Below are 17491 nucleotides of genomic sequence, written 5' to 3'. Positions count from 1 at the left end.
ACACACCCACGAAAGGATAAAAATCATGGCCAGCAAAAAAAAAGGTGCCCTTACCCGTGTGCGCTTAAAGAGTAGCGAAAGCGGACATTGCTACTACACAACCAAGAACAAACGGAATCTTCCGGACAAAATGGAATTCAAGAAATATGATCCTGTTGTGCGGAAGCATGTACTGTATCGTGAATCCGGAAAAGTGTAAGGAGAAATTTCATGCCTCGAATATGTAGATTAACTGGAAAGAAAACAATTTCCGGAAACAATGTTTCCCACGCAATGAATCATACCCGGCGTGTACAGAAGGCAAACCTTCAATACAAGCGCCTGTTTGTTCCTGAGCTCAATCGTTTCGTACGCATTCGACTTTCTGCCCGCGCTCTGCGCACAGTGAGTAAAATCGGTCTTCTGCAGTACATGCGAAAGCAGGGTCTGTCTCTCAAAGACGTAACGAAATAAAATCGGTTCTGTTCCGATGTCAGCCGCGCAGCAATGCGCGGTATTTTTTTTGTCCTGCCTGTACGATCAGGGTAATCGAGGGTAAGATATCTGCATGAAGCGCTCTTACCTCTTGATGATACTCGGTCTGTTATATGTCGGTTCAGCCTTTGTGTCCTTGTTCTATGGAACAGGAGGCTGGATTCATGCCGGGATAGCTGTTCTGCACATCCTGCTGGGTCTCCTGTTCTTTGCCGGAACTATTACCCGCATTGCAGGTTATACAGCCGACAGGGTGTGGTATTTTCGTGCGAGCAGAACAGCAGCAGATATTCTGTTCATATTGTCAGCCTCTATGTTCGGTTTTCTCTACTTTTATGCCCTGAATGCCAATATGGACTATGTTCAGCGATTTATGGAACATTCCGGTGTCCTGCAGCTTGCAATGGATACTGGACAGGAACGATTACAGGTCTTTTTAACCTATGGTCCATTGATTCTAAGCGGTATTCTGGCACATGTCCTGCTTCGGCTGGTGTTTCGGGTTGAATTCCATCGGCATTTCGCCAGCGGGTGGGCTGTCTGGTCCCTGCCTTTTCTTCTACTCAGTGCAGTTGCTGCTGCCTTGAGTCTGCCGAATGGTATATTCCTTCATGGTCTTCCGTTGTTGGCCTGGATAGCTGTTGTTCCTCTGCTTATCGGCCTTGTCAAGCTTCCTTTCTTCACTGCCTGGCGTTATGGATTCGCCTGGTCAATGACTTTCCTGATTCTAGGCAATTACTGGCTGGCTACTTATAGTCTTGTCAGTCTGCAGACAGCTGTTCTGATCTACGCTGGCTTGTACTTCATATTTCTTCCTGCAATTATAAGCGTGCGCTATCTGTCTGTATCCTGGCGATGGGTTTTTGCTGCACTTGCCCTGGCCTTCTTTGACTATTTCCGCTCAATAGGTTTTCTTGGATACCCCTGGGCCCTGCTTTCGCACTCGCAATATGAGAACGTGATTCTTATGCAGATAGCCGAACTTGGAGGCGTATGGCTTCTGGCTTTCCTGCTGTTTATGATCAACGCCGCTCTCGCTGATTTTCTGTCTTCAATTACAGCTGTCAGGAAAATAAAGCCCGCACTGAGAAAGTCAGCTCCCAGCATTATTACTGCAGTGGGATTTCTGACCTTTGCTCTGCTTTTCGGAGCTGTACGTCTGCTTCAGGCGCCTGATATGGATTATCGCAGCGATGATTCTGTTACCGTCGCCCTGATCCAGCAGAATACAGATCCGCGGCAGGCAGATTTTAACTTCACCTTTGGGGTTCTCCAGGATCTGACCAGCTCGGCTATGGAGCACGATCCGCAGCTGGTAGTCTGGGGTGAGACAGCTTTTGTACCGAACATCCGCCGCTGGAGTGATCCCGAACTGCCGCGGGGAGCGTATACAAACCTTGTAAGCAGGCTGCTGAATTTCCAGGCTGGACTTGGAGTGGCCTTGCTCACTGGAAATGATGACTACGAGATTGTCAGGGATCAGAACGGCAGGGAGATCGGGCGAAATCATTTTAACGCAGCCGTTCTGTTTGATGCAGAGGGCAACAGGCGCGAGACTTACCACAAGATCAGGCTGGTGCCCTTTACCGAGTATTTCCCGATGGGAGATGTATTCCCGGCAGCTCTGGAACTGCTTGAAAGCTACGGTGTTGTGTTCTGGGAACCTGGAACCGAGCGCACTGTTTTTGATTTCGAGCACTTCAGTTTTATAACTCCAATCTGCTTTGAAGATGTATTTCCCCAGGAAGTACGAAAGTCAGTGAAGGGAGGAGCAGATGTCATTCTCAATATTACTAACGATTACTGGAGCTTGAACCCCGTCCAGGCTGAACAGCATTATGCTGCCGGTGTTTTCAGGGCAGTGGAAAACAGGCGTCCGCTGCTGCGCGCTTCGGTAAGCGGTAAGACGGTATATGTCGATAGCTATGGCAGAAAACATGCGGAGCTCCCCATGTATGTGCGTGATTATCTTGTGGTTGATTTTGATCCGGAGCTGGAAAATCAGAGAAGCAGTCTGTATACCCGTTTCGGAGACTGGTTCCCGATTTTCAGCCTCCTGCTGCTCCTGGCAGCCTGTCTGCGTTGGGTTTTGCAGACAGGAGCGGCAGGAACGGAGTCCAACCCCGTATCCGAAGAGTGATCCTGGCTCAGCTGCGCAATTTTTTGCGGAGCTGACGGGCCTTGTTTCTGTTCGTACCGGGATTGTTCTGCGGTGAACTTGTGGAAAATGTTTCCACAGTTGGTTTACGACTGTGGTACATACGCAGCAGAATCCAGAGCAGGATACCGGCGAAAACCATCAGCAGTGAGAAAATCTGCCCCATACTGATCGCCAGAAAGCTCTCGAATACGTGAGGACTGGTTGGGCTGCCGGAGAAATCAAGCACATAACCGATCCCCTGATCCGGTGCGCGTGTATATTCAGCAATAAATCTCACGAAGCCGTATCCGAACAGATAGAGGCCGATCATGAACCCATCGAAAGGTTTCCGCTTCCGGATATACCACATAACCAGGAAAAGGAGGATCCCTTCGAGAAATGCCTCATAAAGCTGAGATGGGTGCCGGGGAAGATTCACCAGTGAAGCGCCTTCAGGTATACGCATACCAATTTCCCTGGCGATATTCTGTACCCATCTTTCAGATGCCGGGAATCTCTGGGCAGACGGAAAAATGATTCCGTACCATGATCCTGTTACCCTTCCATAGAGTTCACCATTCAGGAAGTTCCCGATACGGCCGAAGGTATAGCCCAGGGGAATAGCGGTGGTACCAAGGTCGCCGATCGTCAGAATGGACCATTTTTTTACCCTGCAGTAGATAATTATGGCTACGGTAGCACCGACAACGCCTCCATGGTAGCTCATACCCTGCAGTCCCACGAAGTTCCCTGAAGCATCAAGCGGCCAGAACATCAGCCAGGGCTGACGGAGAAACCGCCCTGTCGGGTCGTAAAAGAGACCGGCAAATATTCGTGCACCGACAAGCAGTCCGAGAATGGCCCAGAAGAACAGATTCATCATTGAGTCACTGTCCATTTCGAGCCGTTCTTCTCTGACCTGTTTCCGGAATAGCAGGTAGGCTATGGTGAAAGCAACAATATACATGAGGCCATACCAGCGCAAAGGGAGTCCAGGAATTATCTCAGGGCTTATCCATGAAGGATATTGCATATATAAAAACATTATGTCTCCTCGGTATTTGAGTGTTCAGTAATATGACCGGCATGCGGGTCAAAACGGAAGCTGACGTTCTTCCGCTCATGTGTTATTTCGAGTGTACGACCGTGACTCTCAATGACCACTCCTGGAAAAACACTGCCTTTTACTCTGATCTCGCTTTCATAGTGCTCTTCAAAACGTTCTCTCAGGGCAAAAAGTCTGAGCCCTCGTTTCTCCATTGCCTTCAGTGCGAGAACTTTTTTCTTGCGCAGGGCTTCCAGAATTTTCTGGTTTTCTCTAGCCTCCGGACTCTGCATGGATAAGTCGATATGTGCAATCGCTTTCTTGATTTTATCGATCTCTTTTTGCTCCTGATCGATCTTATCTCCGATCAGGTAGTCCTGCCCAAAGGAAATAACGGTCTTTATGCCTCTGGGGGAACCGATATGATGGCTCTGTATGCCATGACGAGCGCAGCTTACCCCGCCCATTATGGTGCTTTTGTCGGAATGGAGCTTGAAATGTCCATTGGTTTTTATCTTGCAGTGCATTATAGAGTTCTTGACCAGAATGTCTTCCACGGACAGCATGGTAGCATGTTCGGCAAACATGGTCTGAATACCCTTTTTGGTCCGTATAACAGCCTTGTTTGAGCCTTTGATGCCCTGCATAATCCTGATTTCACCTTCAGCAGATACCAGAGCGGCTTCCACAGCCCCGCCTATCATTACATCACCGCCTGAAATCACATAAAAACCACTGCGGACATTTCCCTTGATCTGCACACTGCCCGGAAAACGGATATTTCCGGTTTCCATGGATATGTCACCGTTGACACTATGATTTGAACGAATTTCAAGGCTGTTCTTTTCGAAAACAAGTTCCCCTTCGATCTGTGCGAACAGACGAATGGTGCCGTCCGGTCTTTCTTCCTGCCGGATGTTTTCAGATATTTCTATCTGCTGTTCTGCGTTTTTGGGGGCTGATAGTACCCTGCCGGTAACATCATAACCATCCTCGGAAGCGATTGCGGGCGGGAGCATGACAGCAATCAGTTCGTCCTTGTGAACCTGGGTCATATTATCCTGATTACGGTAGTCAGCTGTTCCGTCCTGCCGCAGTCTGACTCCTTTGCCGCTGGCTAGCTGGACTGCAAAATCAATCTTTACTTTTCCGCCGGGCACAGCTTGTCTACCCCGGGCAAAACTGACTGACTGAACCTGTTCACCCGCCTGGGCTTTTTCTACAAGCTCTTCAAGCAGCTGCTCGTTTATGCCCCGGATAACACCGGCCTTGTTGATTGCATCGTATACAGCCTCTTTTTTGAGAGGTCTTCCGGATCCAACGCTGCCGAACATGGAGATGACTGCCTGCATACCATCGGGAGAGATTTCTACAAGAACCTCAGAGTCCTTGTGTGCCCGCACCCTTAAATGTGTAACGCCGTCGATAACACCTTTATCGAGTATGCCTTTCTCGGTTGCAATGATTACATTCCCCTTTTCCGAAAGGTTCTCATGCAGCTCGAGGGCAGTCGGTTGTCCGGGTAGACCCGGTAAAATCTTGCCGTATACATCCTTGCCTGGCTCTCCAGGTTCGGGTGGTGACATAGTAATAACACGCTGTTCAAGCTCAACGGGAGCCATCTCCTGTACATCTGACATCGGAAAAATCGGAATGGAGTTTATGCCCTCAATGCTTTCAGGGTAGTCCCTCAGCTGTTCCAGGACTGCCTGCATCTCCTTGTTCTCAAGAACCTGAATGCTGTATGTGAGTTCCCGGTCCGTACCTTCTTCAGGAGGGATCCCCCGAGCCAGTACATAGCCGGTGAGATCTGCTTCATGGCTGATATAGAATTCAAGCAGGTCTTCCTTGATTTTGGCCAGATCGAGCCCTGCCAGTCTGGACTGCTTGATGGCTGCCCCTATTTCCTTGAGCCGTAACGGCTTTCCTTTTCCTCGGCCCTTGTGAGCCTGGAGCAGGGCAGTCAATTTATCTTCAGATATAGTTATCTCAAAGCTGGAATCTCTGCTGACACTCAGTGGTATATTTTCTATTGCTCTCTGCGTCTGAACAGACTGACGCATGAGCCGGTAGATTTCATCAAATTCTATCAGCAGATCTTCCGGATACTGGAGGGCTGCTATCTGGTCCCGGAGTTCGTCTTCATCCGGGAGCGGAACGGAATCTTCACCCGGAAAGAAATTCAACAGACAACTGGCCTTGTCGGGTGAAAGAGTCAGTGTGAAGCTGTGCGGGACAAACTCTATGACTTCAGCCCAATGTTCTCCCCATCGGATAAGTCCGTCATGCAGTGCAATAATTTCGCTGCCTCTGAGTTCGAGGCCTTCACCGAGGTAGAAGTGAGGGTCTCCATGCTGTGATGGAGGGATTTCCTCATCGAAAAGATTGTATCCGGAAATGCCGTCTTCACCGGCAAAAAGATCACCTGCCTTTTCTCCGGCATAAATATATCCACTTCCGGTGACAGTCGGATCAATATAAACCTTTTCCTTGATAGTCCTGGTTTCATTGGTCAGAATCTTTTCCTGTTTGGTCTGACCAAAGGGAAAAGCGCCTTTCTTCTCGACGATTTTCTCTACCTGAACGCGTTCGGTTCTGGTTTTGAATATCTGGGGCGGTCCAGCATTGTTTAATATGCGTTCAACATGTGCGGTAAGATTTTCCGGTACCGGTTCAACATCGAACTCTACTTTTTCGGGCTGCTGTTGTTTTGGTGGAATACCACTGGCAAGAACCAGTTCAGCGCGCTCCGGAGGATCCGGGAGCAGACTTTGCAGCTGTTTACTGATCTTTTCCTTGCTGGTACCTTTTCGTATGCCGCGTTCAGCCAGTAGTCTGACAACATCTGCTACCGCAATCTCGTCTGCATCAGAATCAGCGGTAAATATACCGATTGCAGTGAGACCCTGTTTATCGATGCTTATCTCGAGTGTTCCGCGCAGTGCTGTATCTGCCATTGTCAGATTTTATACCCCTGCTGTACAGCCTTGACCAGCTTTGTTTTGTACAGCATATTCTGCTTTTTCAGCTGGCTGATCTCCAGCTGTTGGTTCTTGATTGTCTCAATGAGGTCACCGGTAGACAATGCACCTGCATGGAGCAGATCTTCTATATATTCAATTTTTGCCTGAAAATCAATTTCTGCTTCCATATTAGCACTGGTATAGCTGTCTTCTATATCCTGGATATCGATGAAATCATCTTCTGTTTCAGCACTTTGCAGGATTTTATCACTTACACGGTAAATTGCCTGTGAGAGTACCGAGTTCGGTTTATAAGCCAAAATTGGCAGTCTGCTGGAAAGTGCAACGGTCTGCAGGTCATCACGATAAAGTATTCCGAGATGCTCCAGGTCCATATCGAGGTATTGTGAACAGGAATGACGTAATCGATGGGCTTTCTGGGCGTCCTTGGGATCCTCAAGCATATTGAGAATCATCCTGGGCATGAATTTCGCCAGTGCTACAGCAGCTTTTTCATAATGCTTGGGATCCTTCAGCTTTATCTGCTGCATCAGACTGCTGATATTCATTCGCTGTAACTGCGTCCCGTCTTTTTTTACCTTTTCAAGATACTCGCCTCCCGGGGATTTCCTGGGAATACTGTTGGTAATAATGCGAAACACTGCATTTTTAAGAAAGAGGTAGGCATTTACTATAGCAGTAGGTGATGGCGTGGTAACAATTATTCCTCGTGAGGATGAGAGAAAAAAATCGAGGGTATTGAAATTTGTGCCTGCACCTAGATCCAGAACAGCATAATCAGCATCCAGCGCTTTTATTCTTCTCAGGAGCATCAGTTTCTGCTTGTTGTTCAGGTTCGCAATGCCGGGGATTTCTGCATCTCCCGGAATAAACAGCAGGTTCCGATAATCCGTCGGCATAATAACATCATTCAGTTCCATGCCGGATTGCTGGAGTACGTTTCCGATGCCAACTGTCACATTATTAATGCCGAGAACCAGATGCAGGTTGGATCCACCCAGATCAAGATCAACAAGTACTACCCGTCGACCGGCCTGTGCCAGTGCAATTGCCATATTGGCGGCTACCAGCGTCTTCCCCACTCCGCCCTTGCCGCTGGCAATCGGTAAAATTTGCATCGTTTCCTCCTGCTTTTATAAAGGATAAAGTGACGGGAGGTGCCGGTCAAGCCATGCTGTGGTATATTAGTGATATGATTGATAGAACAAATTCAAATGATCCGGCTTTTGCAGATAAAAAACGGACCCCTGTCCGATTCCTTCTTGCTGCTGCGATAGTTACAGCAATCGTATTTGCATTTCTTGTTCCTTTCCTGGGTGCACAGAATCAAATGAGTTCCGAGGAGGCTGAGCTGCTTCGTCAGTTTGAAAACGTGTACCAGTTTATCCGTGACAGCTATGTGGATGAAGTTGATCCGAAGAAGCTGTTTGAGGGGGCAATGCAGGGAATGTTTGAGAGCCTGGATGATCCCCATTCTGCATATCTCCGTGCTGAGGAGATGCGTTCCCTGACCGATACTACCGAAGGTCAATTCGGAGGTGTGGGGCTGTATATAAACAAACAGCCGGCAGATGGTGACCGTCCAAGATATGTCGAGGTTGTTTCCCCGATTGAGGGGACCCCAGCCTATCAGGCAGGGATACGGGCAGGAGATCTTATAACCGCAATAAATGGCGAGTCGACTGTTCCGCTCAATATCGATGAGGTTGTTGACAAGCTTCGCGGTAGACCTGGAACCGATGTAACCGTAACCCTTCTGCGTGGCGCTCGTACCAGTTTTGATGTGGATATTACCAGGGCAATAATTCAGGTTCCGACAGTGCGCAGCAGTATGATGCCGGATAATATTGCTTATCTGAGAATTGTACAGTTTACCCCTCATACCAGGGCGCGCGTCGAGGAAGCCCTGAATGATTTTTCCAGGGCAGAATATTCGAGCCTGATAATTGATCTCCGCGGCAATCCCGGGGGCTTGCTGAATGCGGTAGTCGATGTCAGTGGATTGTTTCTGGACGGTGGACTTGTCGTTGGTACCCGGGGAAGACTTCAGAGCGAGAATCACCGTTTTAATGCCAGGTCTGGAAGCAGCGTTCCCGGAAATATGGACATTGTCATACTGATTGACAAGGGATCCGCATCTGCTGCCGAGATTATGGCAGGGGCTTTAGGCGATCGTAATCGAGCCGTATTGATTGGTGAGACTACATACGGCAAGGGGTCTGTACAGCAGGTCAGACGACTGCCGGAAGGTGGATTTCGGCTGACTATGTCCCGTTATTATACCCCGAGTGGAACCTATATCGATAAGGAAGGGGTCGCTCCGCATATTGAGATATTACCGCGTAGACTCGATGATGATGAACAGGGCATCGCGGTCGAATTGCTCAACACCAACCGGATCCGGAGCTGGACGAGGGAAAACAGTGATGTTGATGCGTCCGGAGTCGAGCAGTTTGTCCAGGGACTTAAGTCTGACTATGAACTGCCGGAATGGTTTCTGAGACAGACAGTCCGGAATGAATTGAATCGTGTGCGCGGCGATGATCCGGTATATAACCTGGAAAATGATATGGTTCTGAAGCAGGCCGTGGAGCTTCTGCTCTCGGGAGAAATTTCCAGAAAATTATCCAGGTAATGTGAGGCGTATGAAGCAGTTTATATTACCGGATAACTGTCCGGAACGGCTGATTCTCGGAGACCGGGATTATCATTACCTGCATAATGTCCGCAGACTGCGTGTGGAAGACTCTTTTTCCGGAATCGACAGTCAGGGGAACAGGTATCATGTAACCGTTATGTCCATTTCCGGAACAGAAATGGAGGTAAGTGTTCAGGCCGCAGGCAAAATTATTCAGGATCATGTATCACTGCATCTGTATCAATGTCTCCCGAAGGCCGGGAAATTTGACCAGGTAATCAGAATGGCGGTTGAGGCCGGTGCCAGCTCGATAACCCCGTTGGTCAGTGAGCGGACCATCAGTAAAATCGATGAGCATGATGTGCCCAGAAAAATGAAGCGCTGGGAACGCGTAATCCAGGAATCTGTCCAGCAAAGCGGTGCTCCAGGGGTTCCGGTTCTTAATGAGCCCGTCAGCCTGAAAGACTTGTACAGCGGGACCTCCGGGCATTCTCTACCGGACAGAATTCTGTTCTTTCATCAAGAACCGCTTGCACCAGACTCGATCCATGAGTATTGTAGTGATTCCGTAAGCAGCTACGGATTATGTATCGGTCCTGAGGGAGGGTTTTCTCAGAAGGAAACCGATGCCATGGTTTCCATCGACTGGAAGCCTGCATATCTCGGGCCCTGGGTATTAAGGACAGAACATGCAGGCATGTATGCCATTGCTGCTGTGCAAACCATTGTAATGGAGAAATCAAATTGGAAAATTATAGATCTGAGTCCGGGACTGCAATAGTTAAATACCTTCTGGCTGGGCTGCCTGTACACCATGTTTCCCGTGAGGCTCTTGCTGAGGCCGTTTCCGAGCTGAGACAAAAAAACTCATCACAGCGAATAGTGTTTCTCCGCAATTCCGACCTGGTATTATCCTGGTTGTATCCTCCCAGGAGGAAACAGCTGGAGACCGCCGCACTGGTCCTGCCTCTGCAGAAGGGAGTCGTTAGAGCTGCCCGGATTGCGGGAATTCCGGAGCTTGATCGACATATGCCGTTTCAGCTTGTGGTGCAGATCCTTGGGGCCGTGGAAGAAAAACAGGGCAGTCTCTATATGATTGGAGGGCGGCCATTTGCGCTTGAGAAAGCCGAAGCTAATATCCGTTTTACGTTTCCGAAACTCAAGCTTGTCGGACGCTTCCAGGGCTATTTCCGAAAGAAGGTCGAACCGTCGCTTCTGACCGCAGCCAGGAAGGCTAATCCGGATGTATTGCTGCTTGGTTCAGGACTGCGCGGGGGGGACCGCTGGCTAACCAATCATCTTGATGATCTGCCGCCGTCAATCTGTATTTCTGCACCGGGCGTGTTCCGGATATTCGCAGAACAGAAGCGCCGGCCGTCACGCAGGCTGTTCCATTCCGGAACGCTGGAAAATCTTGGCGCAGTGTTTCTCCCCTGGCGTTGGCTGCTTTTACCTTTGTATATAGTTCTTGGATTTAGATTGCTGATAGAGCGACATCAACGAAAGAAAGGAAATCTGTAGAGGAAATCAGCAGGAGTTATCTGCATGGTCTAAGACCGGGAGAACTCCTGTATTTTCAGATACTCATATATTTCCTGTAGTCTGCTTCTATTGCCCCTGAGAATGATTCTGCCTGATAAAAGCCTGGCGGGGGGGAAGAGCAGAATAATTCCAATGATATTGGTTATTGTGCCCGGGAACAGGAAGAATACAGCTGCAAAAATAGCACCTGCAGTACTCATGAATTCCCGTTCCGGATATATTCCCCGGCGGATCTTCTTCATTGTCAGCTTTTTAAGCCTGCTTACCGTATTAATAGTTAATATCAGAAGCAGGATGCTTGCTGCTGCAGTCAATGCCACCACCAGATATTCACCCCATAAGCGGGAAGCCCCTATTATCAACAGAATATCCAGAAGCATAAGCAATGAAAATCCCAGTAAAAGCGAGAAAACATTGCGCATCTGACGGCTGTCAGAATGGCCGAGCAGGTCATAAAAATCCATCATAGGATGATCCTATCATGATTTATCTCTGTTCTGCCATGTAATTTCGAGGAAAAATTTGCACAGCTATGTAAAATGTCCGAAGATACTTAATCTATGGATGATATTGTAATACTGAATAGTGATCTTCAGGGCTTACAGTTTTATTCCTGCCTGTTTCCGGAGTTGACAGTGCAGTTGTGGGAGCAGGCAACAGTTCATGAGGGAACGGTTTTTGTCTATGATCATTATAGGCATACACCTGGACAATTTCGGGAACTCATGCAGTTTTGCAGCGTCAGGGCTTTGATTGTAATAAGTGATCATAAGCCGGGCCTCTGGAAAAAGTCTGTTTCCCGACAGGCATCCGCAGTTTTGTTTCTCTCACGTCCGCTTGATGCGGGGCTTCTGGTTAAGAAAATATTCGAAATCAGAGCTGTGCCGGTTCAGCATGAGCTGATCCGTGAAATGCCGCAGGGTGATGCTGCTTCACAATCTACGCCGGCAAAGCCGCAAAAGCTTGAGATGGCTGAGCTCTGGCAGCTTGTCGACCGCCTTGCTGCTGTAGACGCTTCAGTGTTGATTACAGGAGAATCCGGAACGGGAAAAGATGTGGCGGCTCATCGAATTCATAAAAAATCGTCACGATGTAAAGGCCCTTTCATTGCAATAAATTGTGCAGCATTAACGAGCGATCTATTTGCAAGCGAAATGTTTGGTGTGGTTGAGGGTGCATATACCGGGGCAGTGAACAGGCGGGGGGCTTATCGCTCAGCGGATAAAGGAACGCTGTTCCTCGACGAGATTGCCGAGCTTGATCTTGCTTCACAAGCCGCCCTGCTTCGTTTGATTGAGTCCGGCATGGTCAGGTCCCTTGGATCAGATGCCTGCAGTGAGACCGATGTCAGGTTGATCACAGCGACAAATGCCAATCTGTTCAGTCTCATGGAAGAGGGAAGTTTCAGACGCGATCTCTATTATCGCTTGATGATATATCACATTCACATGCCGTCATTGCGGGAGAGACTATATGAAATTCCGTCATTGTGTGAGCATTTCCTGAAAATTGATTTCCCGGAGAGGAAGGTAAGCTTAAGTGCCTGTGCTCTGGAACTGCTCCGTTCATATTCCTGGCCGGGAAATATTCGTGAACTGAGGAATGTTATAACAAGGAGTATGCTTCATCAGGAGGGACCAGCTTTAAAGGCAGAGGATATCTGCCTTTGCTGCTCTTGCGGTCAATCAGCCTTAGAGGGCTGGCCTGGCATACCAGGCTTCAAAAAAGAGAACTTCTGAACCATCCAGAGGATCCTGGATGGTTCCGATATTGCGTGCAATGGTAATGAGCTGGCTGCCTACCTGAACACTTCCGCTGCGGGGATTAAATAATGTGTTGAATTCCTCTCCGTAGAAAAGGAAGTATGCCCGGTGAAGAATTATTTCTTCGTCAGCAGTCCATTCTCCGGTTGAAAGCTCAACGAATGCTTCAAAGAATTCTGGACTGTCATCAATAATGGTTATCGATGCCACCGTTCCATTCAGAAGCAGAAAGCGTGGATCCTCCATGGGATCATAATTAGGGTCCTCAAGGGAGGTCGCCATCTGCTGCAGACTGCTGTCTGGATTCAGGTTATCCAGCAGTTCATCGAAGGACACAGCGAAGGAGAGAGATATGGAAATGGAAAATACAAGAAATACGAACAATCCTCGTTTCATGGCTTGACGCTCCTTAATGAAAATCATAGAAGGTTTATCATGAGGGGTCAAGAAAGCAGGTGGCTAATACTTGGTGGAACTGGGGGTATTGGCCGGGCAGTTGCAGTGAAGGCACTGAATAACTCGGAGTATGTCCTCTGTACCGGAAGTTCACATAAATCTGTGAAAAGAGCAAAGGCAGAGTTCGGTCGCATCTCAGGTCAGAAGAATAGAGCTTTTCATGTATGCAGAATGAAAATCAGGGGATGGCTGAGCATTCTACGCCTGTATCGCTGGCTTGAAAAGCAGGACCTGCCGGATATCGTCTTTGTATCGTATGGACCGATGGTGGAGAAAAAACTGACAGCAATGCTTCCCCGCGACTGGAAACGGATGAGTGACCATAATCTGACTCTTCCCGGTATTGTTCTCAGTACATTGCTTGGGAGAATGCTGAAGAGGGGAAGCGGTACCATTTTTCTTACGGGGGGAACTGATACTGATGCAATCCGGGCTTTCAGGAGAATCGCTGCATACTCGGCTGCAAAAACCGGGGTAAGTGTTCTTGCTGTATCAGCCGCTGAAACAGTACGTGAATACTGTCGGAGCAGTGGGCTATCTGACGAGGAATGCAGCGTGCGTGTTGTCTGTATTTGCCCCGATTATATTGGTACGGAATACCTGAATAAGGAGCAGAAAGAGCGTTTTTCCAGGTTAGCAGGCAAGGATGGGCTGTCCAGCCCTGAACAGTTTGCAGATTTTGTCAGGAAAGTTGCTTTTGACAGGAAAAATTATCCGAATGGTACTATAATAAATGTGAAAAACTACCGAGAATTATAGATAAGGTCTGCACGGTGTGGTGTAGTATCAAGTATATGGTATTTGACAAAAGGCGTCTGGATTACTATCCTCATAGATATGTATGTAAAACGATTGGCGCGGATATAAAGGAGCAGCATGAACAACAATGATATTGTACCAGGCTTTGATGATGAGAAGGATGAAAGCCTAAAGATCAATCTCGAGGGTGTTGACTCATGCAAGACCTGTCTGGTATTTCGCTTGAACGGGTATATCGACACCTACAACTCGAATTTTTTCCAGAAACGTGTTTCCAAGGCAATCGAAGCAGGATATACGCAACTGATTTTTCATTGTGGAGCATTAAATTACGTTTCAAGTACCGGTATAGGTGCATTTACTGCTTTTCTGAAAGCGCTGAAACCAAAAGGAGGCGATCTAGTCCTCCTTCAGATTCAGCCCAAGGTGTATGAGGTCTTTCAGTTGCTGGGATTTTCCCAGTTCTTCTCGATTAAAGACACCCTGGAGGATGCGGTCGGGTTTTTTCAGGAGGATGTCCGGCAGGAATCTGCGACAGTCTTCCCCAAAATTTTCAAGTGTCCGATCTGTTCAACCAAGCTGAAAGCCACAAAGCCGGGACGGTTCCGTTGCTCCGAATGCAAAACCATTCTGGCAATTGATGCCGGTGGACAGGTTTTTCTCGGATAGTTATTAGAATAAGGAGTTCCCTTTGGGTTTGTTTGATCGTGTTAAGCGGGTATTTAAAGCCAATGTCAATCATGTATTGAACAAGGCAGAAGATCCGGAGAAAATGTTGAATCAATTGATTGTTGATATGAACCAGCAGTTAATCGATGTTAAAAAGAGTGTAGCCTCTTCAATTGCCGATGAAAAACGTATTGAGCGGCAGATGAATGAACAGTTGGCAAAGTCTGCTGATTGGGAGAGTCGGGCTATGCTCGCCCTCAAGGCTGGCAAAGAGGATCTGGCGCGTGAAGCTCTCAGCCGAAAGAAAGAGACAGATGAGTACGCCGCCCAGTATCGCGAGCAATGGGAAGCCCAGCATCAGTCGGTCAATAAACTAAAGGTTCATCTTCGGGAACTTCAGACAAAGATCGAGGATGCTCAGCGAAAGAAGAACCTGCTCATTGCACGTTCAAAGCGTGTGGAAGCCCAGAAGAAGATTCAGGAAACCATTGGCGGACTCAGTGATCACTCCTCTTTTGAAGTCTTCGAACGCATGAACAAGAAAATTGATGATATGGAAGCTGAAACAGAGGCTCTCGGTGAGCTGGTGAACAGCGGATCCACTGAGGACGACATTGAGCGTCAGTTCCGTGCGCTTGAAGGCAAGAGCGGCAGCAGTACTGATGCTATGCTGGCTGATCTCAGACAGAAGATGGCCCTTGAGGCACCGGGATCGGAAACAGACGGGCAGCAGAATGCTCCTCCCAAGGACGATGATCTCGAGGAACTCAAAAAGAAACTGCAGGATGAAAAATCCTGACAACAGTAAGTTACAATTATGGATCTTTGGAGAAGCCGATGGCTGCGGATTTTTTCTGCGGCAGTCGGCTTTTTTTTGTGATGTAATAGAAGTCCCGCCGCTGAGAAAACACTGGGGACAGCTCGCTGCCCTTGCTCCGGCCGCACAAATCACCCCTCAGGGAATCGGCTATGTACTCCGTTACGGCAGCCTTGATCAGCTGGCTGTAGCCGAACAGCTTGGTATGGATGATTTTATATCAAGTCCGATAGATCAGAAGGAGCTGCTGTACCGGCTCAAGCGTATTCGGCAGATATTTTCATTCAATTCACGGACTGATCCAGAACTCAGCAGAATGGAAAATTCTGTTCTGCATATTCTCAGAAGCAGCCGCGGACTCCCGGTTCAGCGTACTCTCCTGTTTGAACTCTGTACCTGTGATCCTTCCAGCCGCTGTATTGATATGTGTATCTCACGGCTACGGAAACACTTATGTGAACAGGGAAGTGATGAGGAGATCAGGACGCTTCGAGGTGTCGGATATATATTAATTTAAATAGAGGAAATTGCAAAAAGCTCAATACGTATTTGCTTGTGGATAACTTGTTAGTAGTCTGCCGGTAAATGCTCAAACCCCAACATAAATTTAGCCATTTGGTATTTCGGAATTCAGTATACCTCTGAATTTCCGCCAGGAAGCTTCTAACTTATTATGTTGTAAGGAATAAAATGATAGTTTGTGGTATTGGAGCAGAATTTGTCTTTGGTGAATTTAGATATTTTACAGGCCCAGATCATAAACTGAACCTTAATAACATGTGGATAACTTTGTGGAATTCTGAATAACTCACTCATCTTCCAGTAATACAGCAGTGCCGTAGACCATCATTTCGGATGAGCCCTGCAACATACTGGTTGTAGTAAACCGGACGGCTATTATGGCGTTTGCTCCCAGAGTCCTGGCATCTTCAATCATTCTGTCCAGGGCCTGTTCTCTTGATTCTGCCATCATCTTGGTATAGTCGGCAATCTCTCCTCCAAAGAGGGTTTTTACAAATGCTGATATATCTTTCCCGATGTGTCTGGAGCGGATCGTATTGCCGCGTACCAAACCCAGGCAGGTCTTTATTTTCTTTCCGGGGATTGATTCGCATGTGCACAGTATCATCTGAGTACCTCTTTCGCATATTTATCCTGTCTGGATTCATGCATTGTATCCCTCCAGGTCAATAGTAGCAACAAGAAAAATCCGATACCTCCGCAGATGACTGCAAATGCAACCAGCCCGGAAGATGAAGATATATAATTTGTGAGACTTATACCGGTTAACAGACCGAGTGAGCCACAAAGCAGGACAAGCCCGGTTCTCCGCAGCCATTTTCGTGGTCTTATTTTCTCCAGTTCATCGAACCATTCCGGGGGTGGCATTGGAATATCCTCATTCTGCAGGCTTGCCCGAAGACGTAAGAGCTGGGAATACTCATCTCTCAGTTCATATCGAGCATGCAGAATCTCGAGAAGCTCGGGAATTTTATCGGGAGATAATTCATTGTCTGCAAGCGCCTGAATAGCCAGGTGGATATTGGATTCATTTATTTCAGAGAAAAAATCATTATTCATGTTGCACTCCTTTTGTGCTCAGATGTTGAGGTTTATCCGATGTCAGAATTGCAGCCAGATTTTTTCTGGCAGTGTACAGCCTGGACATGACTGTACCGATAGGTATCTGCAATTCATCCGCGATTTCCTGGTAGCTGCATTCTTCGAAATGCTTCAGTTCCAGTATCCTCTGTTGCTTTTGCGGCAGTTCTGTCATTGCAGTGAGCAGCTCCGTCTTGTTTTCATGGTCTATATACAGGACTTCTGGTTCGCCGCCTTTGCCTCGAATAATGTCCGGCTCTTCCAGACTGCCTGTTCTGGAATCTTTTTTGGCGAGACGATTCAGGGCAGTGTTCCGGCAGATCTGTTTCAGCCAGGGGTATAGGGGGCGATTGCAATCAAATCTGGCAATATTGACATAGGCTTTGAGAAAGGTGTCCTGGGTAACATCCTGCGCTTCTTCCCTGTTCCTGACATATCTGTATGCCATTCGGTAGATACGTGGGGAATAATGATGCACCAGGTACTGAAAGGCGGTCTCATCTCCCCCCGCAGCCGCCTGAATGATTTGGGCTTCCATAACTCTATTACCACCTTATACGCAGTTTATTCAAAAAAATTATTGTTGCCAATGATCCGTATCA

At 47.9% G+C, this 17491-nt stretch carries 19 protein-coding genes; 11 read left to right on the top strand and 8 right to left on the bottom strand.

What is annotated here, in order from left to right; genetic code table 11:
- The first annotated feature begins 25 nt into the window (after positions 1-25).
- The 3 genes from rpmG (at position 26) to lnt (ending at position 2614) form a co-directional block, all read left to right on the top strand.
- Positions 26-199 carry a 50S ribosomal protein L33 gene (rpmG, locus tag ACYQ2L_RS04835; protein ID WP_460051774.1) on the top strand — a complete coding sequence of 58 codons (174 nt, stop codon included), beginning with the start codon at positions 26-28 and terminating at the stop codon, positions 197-199.
- Between the two features lie 11 nt (positions 200-210).
- The gene (gene rpmB / locus ACYQ2L_RS04830) at positions 211-453 is read left to right on the top strand and encodes a 50S ribosomal protein L28 (RefSeq protein ID WP_460051770.1); all 243 of its coding nucleotides are present in this window, start codon (positions 211-213) and stop codon (positions 451-453) included.
- Positions 454-547: 94 nt separating this feature from the next.
- Positions 548-2614, top strand: a complete 2067-nt coding sequence (gene lnt, locus ACYQ2L_RS04825) for an apolipoprotein N-acyltransferase (protein WP_460051767.1) — start codon at positions 548-550, stop codon at positions 2612-2614.
- A gap of 7 nt (positions 2615-2621) precedes the next feature.
- On the opposite strand, the gene lgt is transcribed toward lnt, so the two are convergent.
- From lgt to ACYQ2L_RS04810, 3 genes are read right to left on the bottom strand one after another with little or no spacing between them, the layout of a single operon-like run.
- On the bottom strand, positions 2622-3659 hold the full coding sequence (gene lgt, locus ACYQ2L_RS04820; RefSeq protein WP_460051764.1) for a prolipoprotein diacylglyceryl transferase: 1038 nt from the start codon (positions 3657-3659) through the stop codon (positions 2622-2624).
- Positions 3659-6616 carry a flagellar assembly protein A gene (locus ACYQ2L_RS04815; protein ID WP_460051762.1) on the bottom strand — a complete coding sequence of 986 codons (2958 nt, stop codon included), beginning with the start codon at positions 6614-6616 and terminating at the stop codon, positions 3659-3661. Before ACYQ2L_RS04815 ends, lgt begins: the two co-directional genes overlap by 1 nt.
- A gap of 2 nt (positions 6617-6618) precedes the next feature.
- Complete coding sequence (locus ACYQ2L_RS04810; protein WP_460051759.1) at positions 6619-7761, bottom strand: P-loop NTPase; 1143 nt, start codon at positions 7759-7761, stop codon at positions 6619-6621.
- Between the two features lie 74 nt (positions 7762-7835).
- Here ACYQ2L_RS04810 and ACYQ2L_RS04805 point away from each other — a divergent pair, with 74 nt between their 5' ends.
- Genes ACYQ2L_RS04805 through ACYQ2L_RS04795 form a run of 3 tightly spaced genes read left to right on the top strand, consistent with a single transcriptional unit; the run spans position 7836 to position 10802 of the window.
- Positions 7836-9278 (top strand): S41 family peptidase, encoded by a 1443-nt coding sequence (locus tag ACYQ2L_RS04805; protein WP_460051755.1) that lies wholly within the window; start codon positions 7836-7838, stop codon positions 9276-9278.
- A gap of 10 nt (positions 9279-9288) precedes the next feature.
- Positions 9289-10062 carry an RsmE family RNA methyltransferase gene (locus ACYQ2L_RS04800; protein WP_460051752.1) on the top strand — a complete coding sequence of 258 codons (774 nt, stop codon included), beginning with the start codon at positions 9289-9291 and terminating at the stop codon, positions 10060-10062.
- Positions 10026-10802, top strand: a complete 777-nt coding sequence (locus ACYQ2L_RS04795; protein ID WP_460051750.1) for a WecB/TagA/CpsF family glycosyltransferase — start codon at positions 10026-10028, stop codon at positions 10800-10802. Before ACYQ2L_RS04800 ends, ACYQ2L_RS04795 begins: the two co-directional genes overlap by 37 nt.
- A gap of 29 nt (positions 10803-10831) precedes the next feature.
- On the opposite strand, the gene ACYQ2L_RS04790 is transcribed toward ACYQ2L_RS04795, so the two are convergent.
- Entirely contained in the window at positions 10832-11290 is a 459-nt protein-coding gene (locus tag ACYQ2L_RS04790; RefSeq protein ID WP_460051748.1) for an FxsA family protein, read from the bottom strand.
- Between the two features lie 93 nt (positions 11291-11383).
- Here ACYQ2L_RS04790 and ACYQ2L_RS04785 point away from each other — a divergent pair, with 93 nt between their 5' ends.
- Positions 11384-12562, top strand: a complete 1179-nt coding sequence (locus ACYQ2L_RS04785) for a sigma 54-interacting transcriptional regulator (protein WP_460051745.1) — start codon at positions 11384-11386, stop codon at positions 12560-12562.
- On the opposite strand, the gene ACYQ2L_RS04780 is transcribed toward ACYQ2L_RS04785, so the two are convergent.
- The gene (locus ACYQ2L_RS04780; RefSeq protein WP_460051743.1) at positions 12515-12982 is read right to left on the bottom strand and encodes a hypothetical protein; all 468 of its coding nucleotides are present in this window, start codon (positions 12980-12982) and stop codon (positions 12515-12517) included. The genes ACYQ2L_RS04785 and ACYQ2L_RS04780 overlap by 48 nt on opposite strands.
- Positions 12983-13021: 39 nt before the next feature.
- On the opposite strand from ACYQ2L_RS04780, the gene ACYQ2L_RS04775 reads away from it, so the two are divergent.
- The 4 genes from ACYQ2L_RS04775 to ACYQ2L_RS04760 all read left to right on the top strand — a co-directional run bounded on the left by ACYQ2L_RS04775 (position 13022) and on the right by ACYQ2L_RS04760 (position 15804).
- Positions 13022-13801 carry an SDR family oxidoreductase gene (locus ACYQ2L_RS04775; protein ID WP_460051740.1) on the top strand — a complete coding sequence of 260 codons (780 nt, stop codon included), beginning with the start codon at positions 13022-13024 and terminating at the stop codon, positions 13799-13801.
- Between the two features lie 117 nt (positions 13802-13918).
- Positions 13919-14470, top strand: a complete 552-nt coding sequence (locus ACYQ2L_RS04770) for an STAS domain-containing protein (RefSeq protein WP_460051737.1) — start codon at positions 13919-13921, stop codon at positions 14468-14470.
- Positions 14471-14498: 28 nt separating this feature from the next.
- Positions 14499-15269 (top strand): PspA/IM30 family protein, encoded by a 771-nt coding sequence (locus ACYQ2L_RS04765; protein WP_460051734.1) that lies wholly within the window; start codon positions 14499-14501, stop codon positions 15267-15269.
- Positions 15256-15804, top strand: a complete 549-nt coding sequence (locus tag ACYQ2L_RS04760; protein ID WP_460051731.1) for a helix-turn-helix domain-containing protein — start codon at positions 15256-15258, stop codon at positions 15802-15804. Before ACYQ2L_RS04765 ends, ACYQ2L_RS04760 begins: the two co-directional genes overlap by 14 nt.
- Positions 15805-16095: 291 nt before the next feature.
- On the opposite strand, the gene ACYQ2L_RS04755 is transcribed toward ACYQ2L_RS04760, so the two are convergent.
- Genes ACYQ2L_RS04755 through ACYQ2L_RS04745 form a run of 3 tightly spaced genes read right to left on the bottom strand, consistent with a single transcriptional unit; the run spans position 16096 to position 17427 of the window.
- Positions 16096-16416 carry a YbjQ family protein gene (locus ACYQ2L_RS04755; protein WP_460051729.1) on the bottom strand — a complete coding sequence of 107 codons (321 nt, stop codon included), beginning with the start codon at positions 16414-16416 and terminating at the stop codon, positions 16096-16098.
- Positions 16413-16868 carry an anti-sigma factor gene (locus ACYQ2L_RS04750; RefSeq protein WP_460051726.1) on the bottom strand — a complete coding sequence of 152 codons (456 nt, stop codon included), beginning with the start codon at positions 16866-16868 and terminating at the stop codon, positions 16413-16415. The genes ACYQ2L_RS04755 and ACYQ2L_RS04750 overlap by 4 nt, the downstream gene beginning before the upstream one ends.
- Positions 16861-17427, bottom strand: a complete 567-nt coding sequence (locus ACYQ2L_RS04745; protein ID WP_460051723.1) for an RNA polymerase sigma factor — start codon at positions 17425-17427, stop codon at positions 16861-16863. The genes ACYQ2L_RS04750 and ACYQ2L_RS04745 overlap by 8 nt, the downstream gene beginning before the upstream one ends.
- Between the last annotated feature and the right edge of the window lie 64 nt (positions 17428-17491).

This window comes from Spirochaeta dissipatitropha (assembly GCF_054657935.1).
This window is presented reverse-complemented; position numbering and strand designations above follow the sequence as displayed.